Genomic DNA, 19,715 nt, shown 5'->3' on the forward strand with positions numbered 1-19,715 from the left:
GATGGCACCTAATCCGGAAGAAATTATTGCTGCGTTTGAGCAGAGCGGTATCATTCCTGTTTTCTATCACGATGATGCAGATGTATGTTTGAATGTGCTGCAAGCCTGCTACGACGGTGGTTTGCGGGTATTTGAGTTTACCAGCAGAGGGGCCAGTGCGCCACAGAATTTTGCTTTGCTGCGCGAAAGAAAGCAGGCAACGATGCCGGATTTATACCTGGGCATCGGTACCATTAAACAGGCTGCTGATGCCGCCGTTTATACCGCATTGGGCGCTGATTTTATTGTGTGCCCGATCACCGATCCGGAAACAGCTGCCTATTGTAAATCCGCCGGTATCCTGTGGATCCCGGGTTGTATGACGCCTTCGGAAATTGCGGTGGCAGAAAAAAATGAAGCGAAACTGGTGAAACTGTTTCCCGGTAATGTACTGGGGCCTGGCTATGTGAAAGCCATCAAGCCTTTGTTCCCTAAACTGAAATTTATGCCTACCGGTGGTGTGGAGCCAACGCAGTTAAGCATGGATGCCTGGTTTGATGCTGGTGTGGTATGTGTGGGAATGGGCTCTAATTTATTAGCTAAAAGCCTGATTGATGGCCGTGATTGGACTTCGCTGAAAGAGAAAATTATGCAAACGTTTGCATTTCTCAAAGCGATGCATTAACTTAATGCCACTTTATAAATTCCAAATCAAGCCATAATGAATTCCACAACTTTAGGTAAGTATCGCTGGCGGGTATGCGCACTGCTATTTGTAGCCACCACTATTAACTATGTAGACAGGCAGGTATTGGGATTGCTGAAAGGAGATCTGTCCAGGGAATTCAACTGGACGGAAACAGACTACAGTAATCTCGTGATGGCTTTCTCTGCTGCTTATTCCATCGGATTATTAGGCTTTGGCAGGTTGATAGACAAAATAGGGTCCAAGCTGGGATACGGTGTATCTATTGTTATCTGGAGTTTTTCCGCCATGGCGCATGCGCTGGTACGTTCCACACTGGGATTTGGCGTGGTACGTTCTATCCTGGGGCTCAGTGAGGCCGGGAATTTTCCGGCGGCCATCAAAGCTACCGCGGAGTGGTTTCCTAAAAGAGAAAGAGCACTGGCAACCGGTATTTTTAACTCCGGCGCCAATATCGCAGCGGTCGTAGGACCCGTAATGGTATACTGGCTGGCCCGTAATCATGGCTGGAGAAGTGCCTTTATGTGGACCGGCGCCATTGGTTTTGTATGGCTGTTGTTCTGGTGGATTTATTATGAACTGCCGGCAAAACATAAAAAATTATCTAAGGAAGAATATGACTACATCCATAGTGACCAGGAGGAAGAAGCCATAAAACCGCAGCCGGTAAAATGGGGGAAACTGCTGGGTGTACGGCAAACGTGGGCATTTGTTTTCGGTAAACTGCTCACGGATCCGGTGTGGTGGTTCTTTTTATTCTGGTTACCGGGATACCTGGAATCTATTTTTCATGTAGATCTCAAAGCCAATCTGGGCTTACCTATTATCGTGATCTATTCGGTGACCAGCTTTGGTAGTATCGGGGGCGGATGGTTATCTTCTCATCTGATCAAAACTGGTTGGCCGGTATTCCGGGCACGCAAGGTATCTATGCTGATTTTTGCCGTGTGTGTGGTGCCTATCTTATTTATCCAGTATACTACTAACCTATGGCTGGCGATTGCCTTAATCAGCCTGGCTACTGCAGCGCATCAGGCCTGGTCGGCCACGATCTTTACCACAGCATCGGATATGTTCCCGAAGCGGGCGGTAAGTTCGGTGGTAGGTATCGGCGGTATGGCTGGTTCTATTGGTGGTACCCTGTTTCCGATTGTAATCGGCGGCATGCTGGATCACTATAAACTGATTGGTAATATCGGGGTAGGTTATAATATTCTGTTTACCATGTGTGGGATTGCCTATTTGCTGGCATGGGGTGTGATGCATCTTTTTGCCCCACGTATGGAAAGCGTCAAGCTGGATTAATCACTACTGCATAAAAAGAGCTACGCCTTGTTAAATAAAACCGTCAGGTGCTTATTTAACAAGGCGTAGTATTTAAAGGTACTTTTTGCTTCGCTGTTATTACAGGGATACGCCTCTTTTCCAGGGGATGAAGTCATCCTGGTGCAGCAGTTCCGCTTTGGTATAGATGTTACCGTTAGCGGCTTCAATCACGTATTCCAGTATCTGTTCTCCCATTTCTTCAATGCTATGTTGTCCGCTGATGATAGTACCGGTATCGATGTCGATAATATCTTTCATACGGGTAGCGAGTTTGGTGTTGGTAGCCAGTTTAACCACCGGTGCAATCGGGTTGCCGGTAGGGGTACCCAGTCCTGTGGTAAACAGTACGATATTGGCGCCGGAACCCACTTCTGCAGAGGTAGACTCCACATCATTGCCGGGGGTGCACAACAGGTTTAAACCGGGTTTGGTGACATACTCCGTATAGTCCAGTACATCTGTTACCGGAGAGGTACCGCCTTTTTTGGCTGCACCGGCCGATTTGATGGCATCGGTGATCAGACCGTCTTTGATATTGCCCGGGGATGGGTTCATATAAAAGCCAGAGCCTACTGCGTTGGCCTGCGATTCGTATGCCCGCATGATACGGATGAATTTATCGGAGGTAGCTGCTGTTTCGCAACGGTTGATCAGTTCCTGTTCTACGCCGCATAGCTCCGGAAATTCGGAGAGGATAGACGTACCGCCTAATGCTACCAGCAGATCGGAAGTATGTCCGACAGCGGGGTTGGCAGAGATACCGGAGAATCCATCGGAGCCGCCGCATTCCAGGCCTATTACCAGTTTGGATAACGGGCTGGGTTGACGTTCCTGTTTGTTGGCTTCCACGAGGGCCAGGAAGGTATCTTTAATAGCTGCAGAGAGCATGTCAAATTCGGACGGACTTTTCTGCTGTTCGTATACCAGTACCGGTTTGTTAAAAGCCGGATTCAGTTTTTTCAGTGCTGTCTGTAAAATAGATACCTGCGCATGCTGGCAACCCAGGCTGAGAATGGTGGCGCCGGCCACATTGGGATGGTGAATATATCCTGCCAGCAGGGCACACAGGGCATCAGAATCCTGCCGGGTGCCCCCGCAGCCACCTTCGTGGGTGAGGAATTTAATACCATCTATATTGGGGAATACTAAATGACGTTTATTCGTTTCCGTTAGTAATTCCGCTTTGTAGTTATGAATGGCTTCCAGGTTACCACTTTTATAAAGTGATACGAGGTCCTGTACCTGTTCGTTGTATATTTCTGCCGGTGAAAATCCCAGTCCTTTTTCGAAGGCTGTTTTAATCACGGCCACGTTCCTGTTTTCACAGAAAACCAGGGGGATAACCAGCCAGTAGTTACGCGTGCCTACCTGTCCGTCGTTCCGCTGATAGCCCATGAAGGAGCGTTTTTTCCATTTGCTTACATCCGGCGCCTGCCACTGCAGAGATGCATCTTTTTCATGAAAGGCATTGGCGTCATGTACAATGTTTTCGGTGGTAATACTTTCGCCCGGAATCATTGGTTTGGTAGCTTTACCCACGAGTACGCCGTACATGGTGATCGGATCTCCATGCTGAACAGGATGAATCAGGAATTTATGTTTGGCAGCAATGCTTTGCTGTAGTTCGATATTTTGTCCGTTGAAAGATATGGTGGTCCCTTCCGGGATGTCCTGCAGAGCAACCAGCACGTTATCATCAGGATGTATTTGTAAAAAAGTGTTCATAAGAGCTAAAGTAGTAAATTACGTTTCCGGCTGTTAATACTAAAATCTTAATCCTTGATGAGATTTTGCCTATTTGCCAAAACAGCTGGAATGTTTGATGGCAGCAAGTTACGAATGAATTGATAAATGCAGGTTTTTGATTATAAAATATTAAATGATGCTAATAATTAACCAGAAAATGCTGCCTGCTTATTTGTAATTTGTTATCCGAAAACTCCTTGTTCCCGTTATGCAGCAAAAACATGAAAGCACGATTGTGGATATCGCCAGGGCGCTGAACCTGTCTATAGCTACCGTTTCCAGGGCACTCAACAATCATCCGAAGATCAGTGAGGCAACCAAAAAGAAAGTGAAAGAGCAGGCCGATGCTGTGGAATACCGGCGTAATACACTGGCATCCGGATTGCGTGGCAGCCGTTCCAATAATATCGGGTTGATTATTCCCCGGGTTTCCATGTACTTTCATGCAACGGCTATTACCGCCATTCAGAATCTGCTGCACCGGCATGGATACAACCTGATTATCGGCCAGTCCAATGATGCACCGGAAATGGAGAAAGAGCTGGCCAGTGCCATGTTTTCTTCCAGGGTGGCGGGGTTGATGGTGGCGTCTACTTTTTATACCACCGATTATACGCACTTCGATGTATTTATCCGGAATGATATTCCACTGGTATTTTTTGATCGGGTACCGGTAGATTTTTACCCGGCGCAGGTAATCCGGGGAGATGATTACCAGGGAGGTTTTATGGCAACGGCCCACCTGGCCGAAGCGGGTTGTAAAACCATTGCGCATTTATCAGGGCCGTTGAGTTGTAATTTGTATAAAGACCGTTATGCCGGTTATGTAGCTGCGCTGCGCCAGTACAAATTACCTTTCAAAAAAGAATGGGTGTTTTTTAATGAGCTGACACCCGCCAATGCCACGCGTATTGCGCAACAGTTGTTTGCCCGCCGGCCTTACCCCCAGGGCGTATTTGCTTCCAATGATACTTCGGCCATTACCATCCTGGAATATGCCCGTGCACAGGGTATTGCCGTGCCGGAAGCCTTGCGTATTGTAGGATATTCCAATGATCCCCGTACCGCTATTATCAGTCCGCCTATTACTACCGTAGAGCAGTTTCCCGGCCGCGTAGGTGAGGAGGCCGTGACGGCGCTGCTGGCGTTGCTGAAAAGAGGCCCCCGTAAAAGAGAACAGATCCTGACACCGGTTATTACGGCCGTGGAACTGGTGAAGCGGGCTTCTGCCTGATAATACCCGCTACTTTCCCTTAATAAGTGCCCCCATATTTATCCTGCCACCGGGCGGAAGGAACTGCTATTGTCCGAATGGATAGCTGCTTGTTCCGGATACGCGTTGGTCATCTCCCGAAAAAAAATATTTATGCAAACGTTTGAATTATTGGAATAATTAAATATTTTTGATTTTAGCGCACGTTATTGAAGCTTACAGCATTTATCAACCAGGGTAAATCTATTATAAATGCCTATAGCACTGTATTTGAACAATGTTCCGATAAAACCATCTTCCATCCATCGTTATAGACTTACTTGAAAAGATAGTGAACAGCATTCCTTTTTATTATAGATTAATGCAAACGTTTACATTAAATACACGTTTATGAAAAAACTGCTAGGTACCACCCTTTGCATATGGGGCATATGCATGGCTCAAACGGCTATTGCCCAGGAAAAACGTCCCGTTACAGGCACGGTGAAAGATGCGCAGGGCACGCGACTCCCCGGAGTAACGGTTGGCATCAAACATACCGCTGCCGGTACTGTAACAGGAGCAGACGGTAAATTTCAATTGAACGCTTCCGCGAAAGATACCCTGGTATTTAGTTTCGTGGGATTCAACAAAAAAGAAACCGCCATCAATAACCAGTCTGATCTGAGTATCCTCCTCGATGGAAGCGCCACCAGCCTTAATGAAACCGTAGTAGTAGGATACGGGGTACAAAAGAAAATCAACCTTTCCGGCGCTGTCACCAGCGTGAACTTTGATAAAGCCATGCAAAGCAGGCCCGTAACCGATCTGAGTACAGCGCTCAGCGGTATGGCGCCAGGCGTGAGCATTGCTCAGGCTTCCGGACAACCGGGCCGCGAAAATGCCACCATCCGCATCAGGGGCGTCGGCACGCTGAACAATGCCGATCCGCTGGTAATGGTAGATGGTATTGAAAGCAGTATGAGCGATGTAAACATGACAGATGTGGAAAGCATTTCTGTACTGAAAGATGCCGCTGCTGCTGCTATCTACGGTTCCCGCGCGGCAAATGGCGTGGTACTGGTCACCACTAAAAAAGGAAAGAAAGGGAAAACCACCGTTGCCTATAATGGTTACTATGGTGTACAAAAGGCGACCCGGCTGTTTAACATGGTGAATGATTATCCCACCTACATGGAACTCATGAACCGCGTGGCTACGGCAGATAATCCTGCTGCAGTACAGCCATTCAAACAAACCACCATCGATTCCTGGCGCAATGCTACGGACAGAACACTGTTCCCTAATACTGACTGGATGGATGTCATGTTTGGTCAGGGCAACCTTACCGGACATAACGTATCTGTAGCCGGTGGTTCTGAAAAGACTACCTATTATATGTCACTCGACTACCTGCGCAACAATGGTATCATGAAAAATACCAGCCAGGATCGTTATATGCTGCGACTCAATGCAGATCACGCTATCAGTAAAAAAATAAAGATTGGCGCCAACATTAACCTGACCTGGAAAGACCGGAAAGAACCGCAGGATGTGGGTACTATACTCACGAATGCATCCAGCAGCTCTCCCGGTACTACGCCTAAAATTACAGATGCCAGCGGTACCCGCTATGGCGCCCGGAATACAGATGATGAAAACGGTCAGCTGGATAATCCACTGCAGTACATCGAAACCTGGTACCGGCCTAACCGCCAGCAGCGCACCTTTGCCAAGGTATGGGGCGAATGGGAAATTATCGACGGATTAAAATTCCAGGTGAATGGGGCGGCTGACTACTGGAACTCCGCAGAGAAAAGTTATGCGGAAGCCGGCGCTATCCAGAACCGCTGGAACTTCCAGAAAAATCAGGTGGTACAAACGCTGGATCAGTTACCTGCCAACCTGTTGCAGACGGATTCCACCAACCTGCGGCTGGCCTATTACGCTACATTAAACTATACTAAAAATATCGGGCAGGATCATCACCTGAATGTATTGCTGGGTACCAGCAGTGAAACCGTGAAAGGTACGCTGATGACCGCCAGTGTGATGAACTTTCCTACCAACAATACCTGGGAACTGGGCGCTGGTCTGGAACAACCCAAAGTAGGCGGTACCTCCCTGAAGAATAACCTGTTATCTTTCTTCGGTCGTGTTAACTACGATTACAAAGGAAAATATTTACTGGAAGCGAATCTGCGTCGCGATGGTTCATCCAGTTTTGCACCGGGCAGACAATGGGGCCTGTATCCCTCTTTCTCTGCTGCGTGGCGCCTGCTGGAAGAACCTTTTATCAAAGACGCGATGCCAGGTTGGGTAAACAATGTGAAGCTGCGGGCTTCCTGGGGTAAACTGGGAAATGACCGTATTCCTTCCTTCCAGTTTATGAGTTTGTATGCTGCTGGTCTGAACTATTCTTCCGGTGGAAAAATCACCGGAGGACTTTCTCCGCAGGTGATGGCCAATCCGTTTATTACCTGGGAGAAAGCGGTGTCTTCCAACTTAGGACTGGATGCGAACCTGTTTAATGATCACTTTAATGTTTCCCTGGATGTATTTAACCGCCGTACTTCCGATATCCTGGTGCAGCTGGAAGTATCTTCCCTGTATGGTTTGAACCCGCCTTACCAGAATGTGGGCATTGTGGAAAACAAAGGATGGGAACTGACCATGGGATACAATAATAAAGCAGGTGCATTCAGTTATGGTATATCCGGTAACGTTAGTAACATCAACAACAAGGTGGTAAGATATCAGGCCAATCCGGATGCCGTAGGTATCATCAATGGCGCTGCTGTGATCCGGGAAGGATGGTCTATTGGTTCGCTGTATGGCTACCAGGTGGCCGGTATTTTCCAGTCGGATGAAGAAGTGGCAGCATGGGCACGGCAACGTAGTTCCGGCCTGAATAAACCTGGTGACCTGAAATATGTGGATATCCAGGGTGATAAAAAAATTGATGGTAGTGACCGCGTAAATATTGGTAATACCATTCCTAAATGGTACTTCGGCCTGAACCTGAATGCAGGTTATAAAGGCTTTGACCTGGCCCTCTTATTCCAGGGTGTAGGTGGCGTAAACAGGTATTACCAGGATAGCTGGTATAACAGTTCGATCCGCTTCGGCCGCCAGATCAATGCCGACTTCCTGAATGCCTGGACACCGGAAAACAGGGAAACAAACCTCCCTCGTTTAACAGATGCCAGCAATACGGATAATAATCGTGCCTCTTCTTTCTGGGTACAGGATGCCTCCTTTGTGCGACTGAAAAATATACAGTTGTCCTATACTTTCCCTAAACACTTTTTCAATAATGCCCTGCAAAGTGTACGGGTATACGTAAATGCACAGAATGCCTTTACCTGGACCAAATTCAAAGGGTTAGATCCGGAAATAGCGGATTATACGAAGGCAGGTATTCAATATCCGAATGTGCGGATGATTACAGGTGGTGTAAATGTGATTTTCTAATTTATTAAACAAGTGTCATGAACAAGAAGATATTAACAGCCATTTACGCTTGCAGCCTGTTGGCACTGAGCGCCTGCAAGAAGGATTTTTTGAATACCGTACCGGCGGATAAAGTGTCAGAAGAAAATTTCTGGCGAACCGAAAAAGATGCCAACCTGGGTGTAACGGCCATTTACAATGCGTTACAAAACAATGATATTTACGGCCTGAATGTTTACTATGATGGGCTTACACCCATTGCCTGGATCTGGGATGATGGCGGTACTGGTTTAGGCCCTATCAGCAAAGGCAACATGGATCCTTTTGGCAATGCACCTGCCAATAAGTTTAAGGTACTGTACAATGCGGTTTTCCGGGCTAACCTGGCTATTGCCAAATTACCAGGTGTAAATATGGACGATGCCGCCAAAAAACGACTGATCGGAGAAGCTACTTTCCTGCGGGCTTTGTTCTATTATCACCTGGTGGATTTTTACGGGGATGTACCGTTGATCACCAAGGTGCTGCAACTGGGTGATGCACTGCCCGGAAAAGAAACCAAAGCAAAACTGCTCGACTTCATTATTGCGGAAGCCAATACGGCAGCGGAAGCATTGCCGGCTGCTAAAAACACCACCGGCAAAGCCACGAAAGGCGCTGCGCTCACGCTGAAAGCCAAAGCGCTCCTGATGGCCAAACGTTATCCGGAAGTAGTCACTACCTGTCAGACCATTGGTACGTTGGGGTATGAGTTGTACAAAGATTACCGCAATATGTTTATCTCTACCGCGGCGGAGAATAATACAGAAGTCATCTTTGATATACAGTATATCGGACCTGGTTTAGGGCAAGGTAGTCTGCTGGATAAACGTTTATCTACCCGTAGTTCGTTCTCCAGTGGCTGGAGTAACGTATATCCTTCAGTTACGCTGGTGAACAGTTATGAAATGAAGAACGGGAAAGCCATCACAGAAACCGGTTCCGGTTACGACTCGGCTAACCCCTACAAAGACAGGGACCCTCGCCTGGACTACACCATTGTAAGACCTGGCGCTACCTGGAGAGAGATTAAGTATGAAGATATGCGGGTAGACAATAAATCCAAATTCACCGGTTATATGACCCGTAAATATGTGCTGGAAGTGGATGGTTATGGTGCCGGCGATTCTCCGTTGAACTATATCATTTTCCGCTATGCAGATGTATTGCTGATGCTGGCGGAAGCAGAAAATGAAGCGGCGGGTGCAGATGGTATCACCTATGATGCCATTAACAAGGTACGTGCGAGAGAAGGCGTAAACATGCCGGCTATTCCGGCTGGTAAAACGCGTGACCAGATGCGGGATATTATCCGTCACGAACGTATGATCGAATTTGCCATGGAAGGCTCCTACTATTCCGATCTCAGAAGATGGGATATCGCTACCAATACGATGAATGGATTGGTGGTTACCAATATTGCCGGACAGCAACTGGATAAAATAACCTTCATCAAGGCTTTTAACCTGTGGCCCATTCCGCAAAAGGAAATAGACCTGAACAGTAACCTGGTACAGAATCCGGATTACGTACGATAGGCATTGCTCATTAAGTATTAAGCATTACGCATTTACAGGAAGATGTATTACTGATTCTTCTGAAAATGCGTAATGCTTATTTTATAAAAATAATTGTCATATGTACATTAAAAAGATAACCCGCATAGCTATTTGCAGTGCTGCATTATTGCTGCCGGGCCGGATGCAGGCACAACATCCGGCTACGCCCCGGAATATCCTGTACACCACCTGGGAACAGGCCGGCGGCGGGCAGGCATTGGCAGCTACTGCCAGCTGGCGGGCAACACAATACCGTATTATCCGGGAAAAAACAGCACAGTTGCCGCCGGCTACCCGTAAAGCATTGCTGCAGGAAGCCGATAAGGCCCTGGATTTCACCTGGCCTGCCTTGACCGCATCCCTTTACCGGGAATATAAAATCAACGGCAACCGTAGCAATTTTGAACAGGTGCAGGCAGCGCGCCGCAAAGTACTCAGTACCCTGGTAGCGGGTGAACTGGTGGAAGGAAAAGGAAAATACCTGCCGCAGATAGTGAATGCACTGTGGATGATACTGGAAGAAAGTACCTGGGTATTACCGGCGCATATTACCGCACAAAAGGCCGGCAGCGGCCTGCCCGATCCGGCTGAACCAGTGATAGACCTGGTAGTGGGAGAAACCGCGGCGGCATTAAGCTGGACGCAGTTCCTGCTGCATGATCAACTGGATAGCGTGGATCCCATGGTGAATAAACGCATCACTTACGAGCTGCAACACCGCGTCATTACGCCTTTCCTGGAGCGCCAGGATTTCTGGTGGATGGGTTTTAAAGGAGGGATGGTGAACAACTGGAATATCTGGGTGAATACCAATATCTTACAGACGGCATTACTGGTGATACCGGAAACGGATATACGTAACCGGGTGATCGAAAAAACAATCCGCAGTGCCGATAACTTTCTGAATGCCTACCCACCTGATGGCGGCTGTGATGAAGGGCCTACCTACTGGGGCCATGCAGGCGGTAAACTGATTGAAATGATTACCTGGCTGCAAAGCGCTTCCGGTCATCGTTTGGACTGGCGTAAAAATGAACTCATTCACCAGATCGGCGCCTATATCTACAAAATGCATGTAGACAGCAGCCGGTTTGTAAATTTTGCCGATGCTTCTGCCAGCACCATTCCGCCGCCTCATACCGTGTATTGGTATGGCGAAGCCTATAACGATCCGTTGCTGAAAGGTTTTGCCGCCAGCTTGTATCGTTTGTCCAATAAGGATACCACCGAAGTGAAAACCGCTTCCCTGCCGTTTTTTATTTATGAAGTGCTGACGCGTGATAGTTTACTGGCTACCACGCCGAAAGCGCCGTATCATGCCGTGAACTGGCTGCCTGACCTGCAGGTAGTATCCCTGCGTTCAAAGGCCGGCACGGCCAAAGGGTTGTTCTTTGCCGCACAGGGCGGACATAATGCAGAAAGCCATAACCACAATGATGTAGGCAACTTTGTATTATATATGAATGGCAAACCCGCGCTGCTGGATGTGGGAGTAGGTACCTATACCAAACAAACCTTTAGTGCAGATCGTTATCAGCTGTGGTATATGCAGTCGCAATGGCATAACTGTCCGACCATCAATGGGGTACAACAACTGGCTGGCCGGCAATTTGCCGCCAGGGAGGTACAATTCACGCATACGGCTGCACGTAGTGTATTGCGGATGGATATTGCCGCTGCCTATCCGGAAGCTGCCGCCGCAGACAGCTGGCAACGGATCTTTACATTCACGCCTGCTACCCGTAGCTTACAGCTGGAAGAAATATACCGCCTGCGTGCCTGGAAAGAGGCCTTTAAGCTGCATTTTATGACGGTATTGCCGGTTGATACCACTACGCCTGGTAAGTTGTTATTACAGGGAGAGGGTGCACAGCTGGTGATGACGTATGATCCGGCTTTGCTGGAAGTACTGACCGAACAGCAGCCCGTGACAGATGGCCGGTTAACACCGGTATGGGGAAGTACGGTTACCCGTATCACCTTACGGGCCCGCCAGGAAAAATTATCCGGCAAACATCAGATCCGGTTTGTGATGCAGCCATAAACAGCACTTTCCCGACCGGGTTTTTTCCGTAAAGGTTTGCTTTTTGCAAACGTTTGCATTAAATTAGGGTTTTGAGGCAATGAAAAGCTGTTGAAACCACCACCTTTTCACTATTAAAAGCAAGACAGATTTGGAACGCAGGAACTTCATCAAAATAGCGCCCCTGGCAGGATTGGCAGGCGCCATGGCACCCGGTAAAACACTGGCCGATGCCGTAGCCGGACCAACCACCGCGCAGCATGCAAATGCAGCAGCCACCGACCGGGAATACCACGTAAAGCTGTTACAGCGTATTGCCACCCCCGTAGTGGAGAACATGAGTAAAGGCACCCTCCGGAAAAATATGCCGCTGGAAAAAGGCCCGGGATATGGCCTGGCCGTAGAAAAGGTAACCTACCTGGAAGCCTTCGGCCGCTGTATATCCGGCCTGGCGCCCTGGCTGGCATTACCAGACGATAATACGGCAGAAGGTAAAGTGCGTAAGCAAATGAAGGAACAGGTATTGCAGGGTATTGTGAATGGCGTAAATCCGGCTTCTCCCGACTACCTGAACTTCCGTTCAGAGGCACAGCCGCTGGTAGATGCGGCCTATTTATGTCAGACCTTCATGCGGGCGCCGGAAGCCCTTTGGCAACCGTTGGATAATACCACCAAAGCCAATATCATCAAAGAACTGAAAGAACTCCGGCGCATTCGCCCGGCCTATAATAACTGGCTCCTGTTTGCCGCTATGGTAGAGGCTTTCCTGCTATCGATCGGAGAAGAATGGGAACCCCTGCGGACGATGGTAGCTACCAAAAAAATACAGGAATGGTATGCCGGTGATGGTTTTTATGCAGATGGTCCGCAATTTTCACTCGACTACTATAACGGCTATGTGATTCATCCCATGTTTACAGACATGCTGCAGATACTGGTTGATAAAAAACAAACCAGTGCAGCAGATTATGAACAGGCCTTGAAACGCATGCAACGTTTTGCAGAACTGCAGGAACGCATGATTGCACCGGATGGTACCTACCCTGCACTGGGTCGTTCCATGACCTATCGTACGGCTGCCTTTCAGCCCCTGGTACAACTGGCCCTGCAACATAAACTGCCCGAAGGCATTGTGCCGGCGCAGGTGCGTTGTGCAATGACGGCCATCATGAAAAATATTTTTGACATGGAAGGCACCTTCGATAAAAAAGGCTGGCTGCAATTAGGCATCTGCGGGCATCAGCCGGAAGTAGCCGACGTGTATACTTCTACCGGTAGCCTGTATATCTGTACCAATGGTTTCCTCGCATTGGGATTACCGGCGTCGGATCCTTTCTGGGCAGACCCGGCAGCAGAATGGACCGCACAGAAAGTATGGTCCGGCAAAAAAATCAAAAAAGATTACCACGTTAATTATTAGTATTTAAAACGTCCAACAATAGTAATATGAGTACAGCATTTGAATCAAGATATGCCAGCAGCCCGAATGAAGTGAAACAAATGGATACCGCTGCGCTCCGCCATGCTTTCCTGATACCACAGGTGTTTACAGCGGATCATATTCACTGGGTACATACGCACTACGATCGTTACCTGACTGGTGGCGCGATGCCCGTGAAAGGACCGGTAGCACTGGAAAATATAGACTTGCTGAAAGCAGATTATTTCCTGGAAAGAAGAGAGTTGGGCATGATCAATGTAGGGGGAGATGGCATCGTGGAAGTAGATGGCGAAAAATTTGAATTGTCTTTTAAAGAAGCTTTATATATCGGTAAGGGCAAGCAGCAGGTAATATTCCACAGCAAGGATGCGCAGCATCCCGCTAAGTTTTACCTGAACTCCACCCCGGCACATCATACCTATCCTACGCGCAAAGTAGCCAGGAGTGAAGCGGAAGTAGTTACGCTGGGTACACTGGAAACCTCCAACCATCGTACCATCAACAAACTGTTGGTGAACTCCGTACTGGAAACCTGTCAGCTGCAAATGGGCATGACGGAGCTGCAACCTGGCAGCGTATGGAACACCATGCCGGCGCACACACACGACCGCAGAATGGAAGTATACTTCTACTTTGAAGTACCGGAAGGACAGTCGGTATGTCACTTTATGGGCGAGCCACAGGAAACCCGCCACATCTGGATGCAGAATGAACAGGCGGTGATTTCTCCACCCTGGTCTGTACATTCCGGTGCCGGTACCAGCAACTATACTTTTATATGGGGCATGGCCGGCGAAAACCTGGACTACGGTGATATGGACCATTGTAAAATCAACGAATTACGTTAATCAACCGATCATAACTGCAATCATCATGGTAAAAAAAATTATCGCAGGCAGCTTGCTGGGATTATCTTTTCTCGGGGTCGGATTGCCGGTGTATGCCACAGCACCGGACCATGGCCCGCAACTGGCAACACCTACATATACCGGTGCGGATACCTATACCGCAGCGGTGATACTATCGCAAATGGAACGTACCGCTGCGTGGCAGTGGAAACATATTGAAGAAAAAGGCTGGACCTATGCGCAAACCGACTGGACCAACGGCGCCATGTATGCGGGTATGATGGCACTCAGCGAAGTAACAGCCAATCCTTATTTCATAGAAAGACTTACACAAATAGGTCGTGATAATAGCTGGAATACAGGGCCACTCCGTTTTTTCGCGGATGATTATTGTATTGGTCAGTTATATGCCCAGCTGTATTCGCTGTATAAAGATCCGGTGATGACAGACCGGTTCCGCAAACTGGCCGACAGCATTGTTGCGGCGCCACATACAGAAGGCCTCGAATGGAAAAACAGTATCCACCTGCGGGAATGGGCCTGGTGTGATGCCCTCTTTATGGGCCCGCCGGCACTGGCTTATTTATCTACCGCTACCGGTGATCCGCGTTATCTCGAAACTGCCACCAAACTTTGGTGGAAAACCACCGACTTCCTGTTCGATAAAACAGAAAACCTGTATTACCGTGATGGTCGCTTCATCGGCCAGCAGGAAAAGAATGGCGCCAAAGTATTCTGGAGCCGCGGCAATGGTTGGGTAATGGGCGGACTGGCCCGGATGATGGATAACATGCCGGCAAATACAGCAGAGAAAGCCCGTTTTCAGGAATTATTTAAGAAGATGGCTTACCGCGTAGCGGCCCTGCAAACCAAAGACGGCACCTGGCACGCCAGCCTGCTGGATCCGGACAGCTATCCTTCCAAAGAAACAAGTGGTACCGGATTTTACGTATATGCGTTTATGTGGGGTGTGAATAACGGCCTGTTACCGGAGAAGGATTTTATGCCTGTGATACAGAAAGGATGGGATGCGCTGACGGGCTGTGTGCAACCGGATGGTAAACTGGGCTTTGTACAGATCCCGGCGGCAGAACCAGGCAAAGCGACTGCGGAAGATACAGAAGTATATGGCGTAGGGGCATTCCTGTTAGCCGGTGCAGAGATGGTAAAATATGACCTGCGTAAAAATGCGGCAAATGCTATTAAAATCCATAACGGCAGTGGTATTCACCGGGCATCCGATATGGTGGAAATTCCCTATAAAAAATTAACGGCAGCCTTCCCTGGCACTACTGGTAAAACATTTAAGATAACAGATGCCGTGAGCGGAAAGGAAATTCCTTACCAGCTGCTGTACGAAGGCAATAAAGCACCCGGTAATGTATTGCTGCAGGTGAACGTAGCCCCAGGCGCCACATTATATGCCCAGGTGGCCTCAGGTATACCGGCTGCGCTGAAACCGGCTGCCTATGGCCGTTTTGTGCCGGAGCGCAAAGACGACTATGCCTGGGAAAATGATCGTATGGCCTACCGGATGTATGGCGCAGCACTGGAAAAATTTCCGAAAGAAATGGCGCTGGGCATCGATGTATGGGCTAAGCGTACTACCGATATGGTGATAGATAACTGGTACAAACTAGATAACTACCACCATGATAATGGCCAGGGCCTGGACTACTATAGTGTAGGACTCACCCTGGGAGCAGGAGATAATGCGCCTGCCGGTAAAGACACGATCTATTTCCCCAAAAACTTCCGTACATGGAAAACATTGGATAATGGTCCGTTACGTACCACCTTCGCACTGACCTACGATACCTGGCAGGCAGGCGGTATACCCGTTAGCGTTACTAAAACCATTTCACTGGATGCCGGTTCTCAGCTGAATAAAATGCAGCTGCAATACAGTTTTAAAGGAAATACCCTGCCGGTGGTAACCGGCATTGTAAAACGTAAAGAACCCGGCACCGTGTTGCTGGATGAACAGCAGGGTGTGATGGGCTATTGGGAGCCGGTACACGGAGCAGACGGTACTTTAGGATTGGGATGTGTATTTACCCAGGGAGTACCTGGTATGAAAACAGATGCAGTGCACCTGTTAAGTCCGGGCACGGCGGATAGCCAGCACCCGTACGTATATTATTCCGGTGCTGCCTGGAGCAAAGGAGGCCGCATTACTACTGCAGCCGCCTGGTTTGCCTACCTGGAAACATTCGCACAGAAAATCAAACAACCCTTAACCGTTACATTTAATCGTTAACAGAAAAGTGTGTGGCAGGTGTACAAAGGTATGCCTGCCACACAGTCTTTTTTCATCATCAATTATTGCATATGGACTTGTTTCAGTTACAAGGTAAAACAGCGCTGGTGACCGGGTGTAAACGCGGTATCGGTAAAGCAATGGCGGTGGCACTGGCTGCAGCCGGTGCAGACATCATCGGGGTATCTGCTTCCCTGGAACTTACGGGGAGTGAGGTAGAACGCGATGTAACGGCACTGGGCAGACGTTTTAAAGCCTATCAGTGCGATTTCTCTGATCGTGCATCCTTATATACCTTTATCGAAAAAGTAAAGCAGGAAACGCCTGTAATAGATATCCTGGTCAACAATGCCGGCACCATCCTGCGGAAACCAGCCGCCGAACATCCGGATGCGTATTGGGATGAAGTGATTAACATCAACCTGAATGCACAATTTATCCTGACCCGTGAAATCGGAAAAGGAATGCTGGAACGTGGCAGTGGAAAAGTTATCTTTACAGCATCGCTGCTTACCTTCCAGGGCGGCATCAATGTACCGGGATATGCAGCCAGCAAAGGAGCCGTAGGCTCACTGGTAAAGGCATTTTCCAACGAATGGGCCGGTAAGGGTATCAATGTGAATGCCATTGCACCGGGATATATTGCCACGGATAATACGGCTGCGCTGAGATCAGATGAACAACGCAGTACCGCCATTCTTGATCGCATTCCTGCAGGCCGCTGGGGCCAACCGGAAGACTTTGCAGGACCAGTTATTTTCCTGGCTTCCAAAGCAGGGGACTACGTGCATGGTACTATCCTCACCGTAGATGGTGGCTGGATGGGAAGGTAAGGAGCATCATTATCGTTAATAGTCCACACATGAGTAAACGTACTGAAAAAACAATCGTTGATATTGCAGCAGAACTGAACTTATCGGTATCTACTGTTTCCCGCGCCCTGAATGATAATCCTAACATCAGCACCCGTACGAAAGACAAGGTGAAGAAGATGGCGCGGAAGCTGGGATACCGGCCCAATGCCCTGGCTGCCGGTTTGCGTAATAACAAAAGCAAAACCATCGGCCTCATTGTACCGCGTATCTCCATGTTTTTTCCGGCGACTATCAGTACTATTATTCAGAACAAACTGCAGGAATATGGGTATAACCTGATCATCTGCCAATCCAATGATTCCTATGATCAGGAAGTAGCGCTGGTGAATACCCTGTACTCTGCACGGGTAGACGGACTGGTAGTTTCTACCACCCTCTATACCACGGACTTCTCCCATTTTGATGTATTTAAAGACAATAATATTCCGCTGGTGTTTTTTGACCGGGTACCCAAAGATTATAATGTAAAAGTGATCAAGGGAGATGATTACCAGGGTGGATATGTAGCAACCACCCACCTGATAGAAAAAGGCTGTAAGGATATTGTGCATATCTCCGGGCCACTTACCTGTAACCTTTACAGTGAGCGGGTAACGGGCTATAAAAATGCTTTACAGGAACATAAACTGCCGTTTAAGAAAACGCGCGTTTTTTATCAGGAACTGACCCGCGATAATGCCTGGCAAACCTGCGAAAAGATCTTTGCACAGCCACCGTATCCGGATGGCATTTTTGCATCCAATGATACCACGGCCATCACCATTATGCAGTATTGCCGTAAGATAAACCTGCGGGTACCGGAAGACCTGAAAATTGTAGGGTATTCCAATGACCCCCGCACGGAAATTGTGACACCGCCGGTCACCAGCATCGATCAGTATCCTGCCATGATGGGGGAAAGAGTAGTGGCTGCACTGATGGAACTGATCCAGCAGAAACAATCCGGCACGCCGCGTTTTTCGCAGGAAATTATACCTATTCAACTGGTTACCCGGGAGTCTTCGGCAGGCCCGTCAAAGGGAACTACAAAAAAGAAATGATCATTTTTAACTCAATCCCGTTATGAATAAGAACCTGTTTCTGACGATATTGTTAGCGCCAGCCATGATGCTGGCATCCTATGCCCAGTCGGGTAAAGCCAACAAAGCCCTGCTGGTAAAAGCAGATGAAACACTGCAGTTTGCAGCGAAGCAGTATAAACTGATGATGACGCATGTACCGGATAGTGTACTGCCGCGCACCACCAATACCAAAGATGGCAGCCTGATGACCTCCGGTTCCGGCTGGTGGACTTCCGGTTTTTATCCCGGTACTACCTGGTACCTCTACGAGTATACGAAAGATCCAGCTTTCAAGGCAGAGGCACTCAAACGGATGGCGATTGTACAGAAAGAGCAATACAATACCCGCACGCATGACCTGGGCTTTATGATGTATTGTCCTTTTGGCAATGCCCTGCGTATCACAGGCGATACTGCCTGGAAAACAATACTGCTTACCAGTGCGCGGTCTTTGGTGACCCGCTTTAATCCAACAGTAGGTTGTATTAAATCCTGGGATCATGGTACCTGGAAATTTCCGGTGATTATCGATAACATGATGAACCTGGAATTATTGAACTGGGCTACCCGGGTGAGTGGTGATCCGCAGTTTGAAAAAATTGCCAGGATACACGCCAACACTACCATCAAAAATCATTTCCGTGCGGATTACAGTTCTTATCACGTGATTGATTATGATCCGGCAACCGGCGCGGTATACCAGAAGAAAACGCACCAGGGAGCAGCGGATAGTTCTGCCTGGGCACGCGGACAGGCATGGGGATTATATGGTTACACCCTCATGTTCCGCGATACCAAAGACAAAGCCTACCTGGAACAGGCCCGTCATATTGCAGATTATATCCTGAATAGCCCGCGTATGCCGGCAGATCTGGTACCCTACTGGGACTACCACGCCAAAGAGGTGCCGAATGCTTTACGCGATGTATCCGCAGCAGCGGTTACGGCTTCAGCACTGCTGGAGTTGAGCAGGTATACAGATAAAACAACCGGTAAACGTTACTGGCAGGCGGCAGAAAAAATGCTGACCAGCCTGTGCAGTCCGGCTTACCTGGCTAAAGCAGGTGAAAACAATGATTTTATACTGATGCACAGTGTAGGCTCCCTGCCACACAATTCAGAAGTAGATGTGCCGCTGACCTACGCAGACTATTATTTTGTAGAAGCATTACTGCGGTACAAACAGTGGGCTAAATAAATTTCGTTT

General features: G+C 48.4%; 13 protein-coding genes. 12 read left to right on the plus strand and 1 reads right to left on the minus strand.

Translation table 11 applies throughout. The features are described from left to right. Window position 1: 1 nt before the first annotated feature. Window positions 2-664 (plus strand): beta/alpha barrel domain-containing protein, encoded by a 663-nt coding sequence (locus OL444_RS08150; RefSeq protein ID WP_264733715.1) that lies wholly within the window; start codon window positions 2-4, stop codon window positions 662-664. A gap of 36 nt (window positions 665-700) precedes the next feature. Beyond that, entirely contained in the window at window positions 701-1,990 is a 1,290-nt protein-coding gene (locus tag OL444_RS08155) for an MFS transporter (RefSeq protein ID WP_264733714.1), read from the plus strand. Window positions 1,991-2,089: 99 nt separating this feature from the next. Here OL444_RS08155 and OL444_RS08160 read toward each other — a convergent pair whose 3' ends face one another. Beyond that, window positions 2,090-3,736 (minus strand): UxaA family hydrolase, encoded by a 1,647-nt coding sequence (locus OL444_RS08160; protein WP_264733713.1) that lies wholly within the window; start codon window positions 3,734-3,736, stop codon window positions 2,090-2,092. Between the two features lie 229 nt (window positions 3,737-3,965). Here OL444_RS08160 and OL444_RS08165 point away from each other — a divergent pair, with 229 nt between their 5' ends. The 10 genes from OL444_RS08165 (at window position 3,966) to OL444_RS08210 (ending at window position 19,706) form a co-directional block, all read left to right on the plus strand. Then, a complete protein-coding gene (locus tag OL444_RS08165; protein WP_264733712.1) occupies window positions 3,966-4,991 on the plus strand; it encodes a LacI family DNA-binding transcriptional regulator in 1,026 nt (341 codons plus the stop codon). 369 nt (window positions 4,992-5,360) lie between these two features. Continuing rightward, on the plus strand, window positions 5,361-8,423 hold the full coding sequence (locus OL444_RS08170) for a SusC/RagA family TonB-linked outer membrane protein (RefSeq protein WP_264733711.1): 3,063 nt from the start codon (window positions 5,361-5,363) through the stop codon (window positions 8,421-8,423). Between the two features lie 17 nt (window positions 8,424-8,440). Beyond that, window positions 8,441-9,979, plus strand: a complete 1,539-nt coding sequence (locus OL444_RS08175) for a RagB/SusD family nutrient uptake outer membrane protein (RefSeq protein WP_264733710.1) — start codon at window positions 8,441-8,443, stop codon at window positions 9,977-9,979. A 100-nt stretch (window positions 9,980-10,079) separates the two neighbouring features. Then, entirely contained in the window at window positions 10,080-12,044 is a 1,965-nt protein-coding gene (locus OL444_RS08180; protein ID WP_264733709.1) for a heparinase II/III domain-containing protein, read from the plus strand. A gap of 130 nt (window positions 12,045-12,174) precedes the next feature. Next, window positions 12,175-13,443, plus strand: a complete 1,269-nt coding sequence (locus OL444_RS08185; RefSeq protein ID WP_264733708.1) for a DUF2264 domain-containing protein — start codon at window positions 12,175-12,177, stop codon at window positions 13,441-13,443. A gap of 26 nt (window positions 13,444-13,469) precedes the next feature. Beyond that, entirely contained in the window at window positions 13,470-14,312 is an 843-nt protein-coding gene (gene kduI / locus OL444_RS08190) for a 5-dehydro-4-deoxy-D-glucuronate isomerase (protein ID WP_264733707.1), read from the plus strand. A 25-nt stretch (window positions 14,313-14,337) separates the two neighbouring features. Beyond that, window positions 14,338-16,572 carry a BT3233 family polysaccharide utilization protein gene (locus tag OL444_RS08195; protein ID WP_264733706.1) on the plus strand — a complete coding sequence of 745 codons (2,235 nt, stop codon included), beginning with the start codon at window positions 14,338-14,340 and terminating at the stop codon, window positions 16,570-16,572. A 71-nt stretch (window positions 16,573-16,643) separates the two neighbouring features. After that, window positions 16,644-17,405, plus strand: coding sequence for an SDR family oxidoreductase (locus tag OL444_RS08200; protein ID WP_264733705.1), 762 nt, complete (start codon window positions 16,644-16,646; stop codon window positions 17,403-17,405). Between the two features lie 29 nt (window positions 17,406-17,434). Further along, the gene (locus tag OL444_RS08205) at window positions 17,435-18,487 is read left to right on the plus strand and encodes a LacI family DNA-binding transcriptional regulator (RefSeq protein ID WP_264733704.1); all 1,053 of its coding nucleotides are present in this window, start codon (window positions 17,435-17,437) and stop codon (window positions 18,485-18,487) included. A gap of 22 nt (window positions 18,488-18,509) precedes the next feature. Continuing rightward, the gene (locus OL444_RS08210) at window positions 18,510-19,706 is read left to right on the plus strand and encodes a glycoside hydrolase family 88 protein (RefSeq protein WP_264733703.1); all 1,197 of its coding nucleotides are present in this window, start codon (window positions 18,510-18,512) and stop codon (window positions 19,704-19,706) included. Window positions 19,707-19,715 lie beyond the last annotated feature (9 nt).

Source organism: Chitinophaga nivalis (assembly GCF_025989125.1).
GTDB lineage: Bacteria > Bacteroidota > Bacteroidia > Chitinophagales > Chitinophagaceae > Chitinophaga > Chitinophaga nivalis.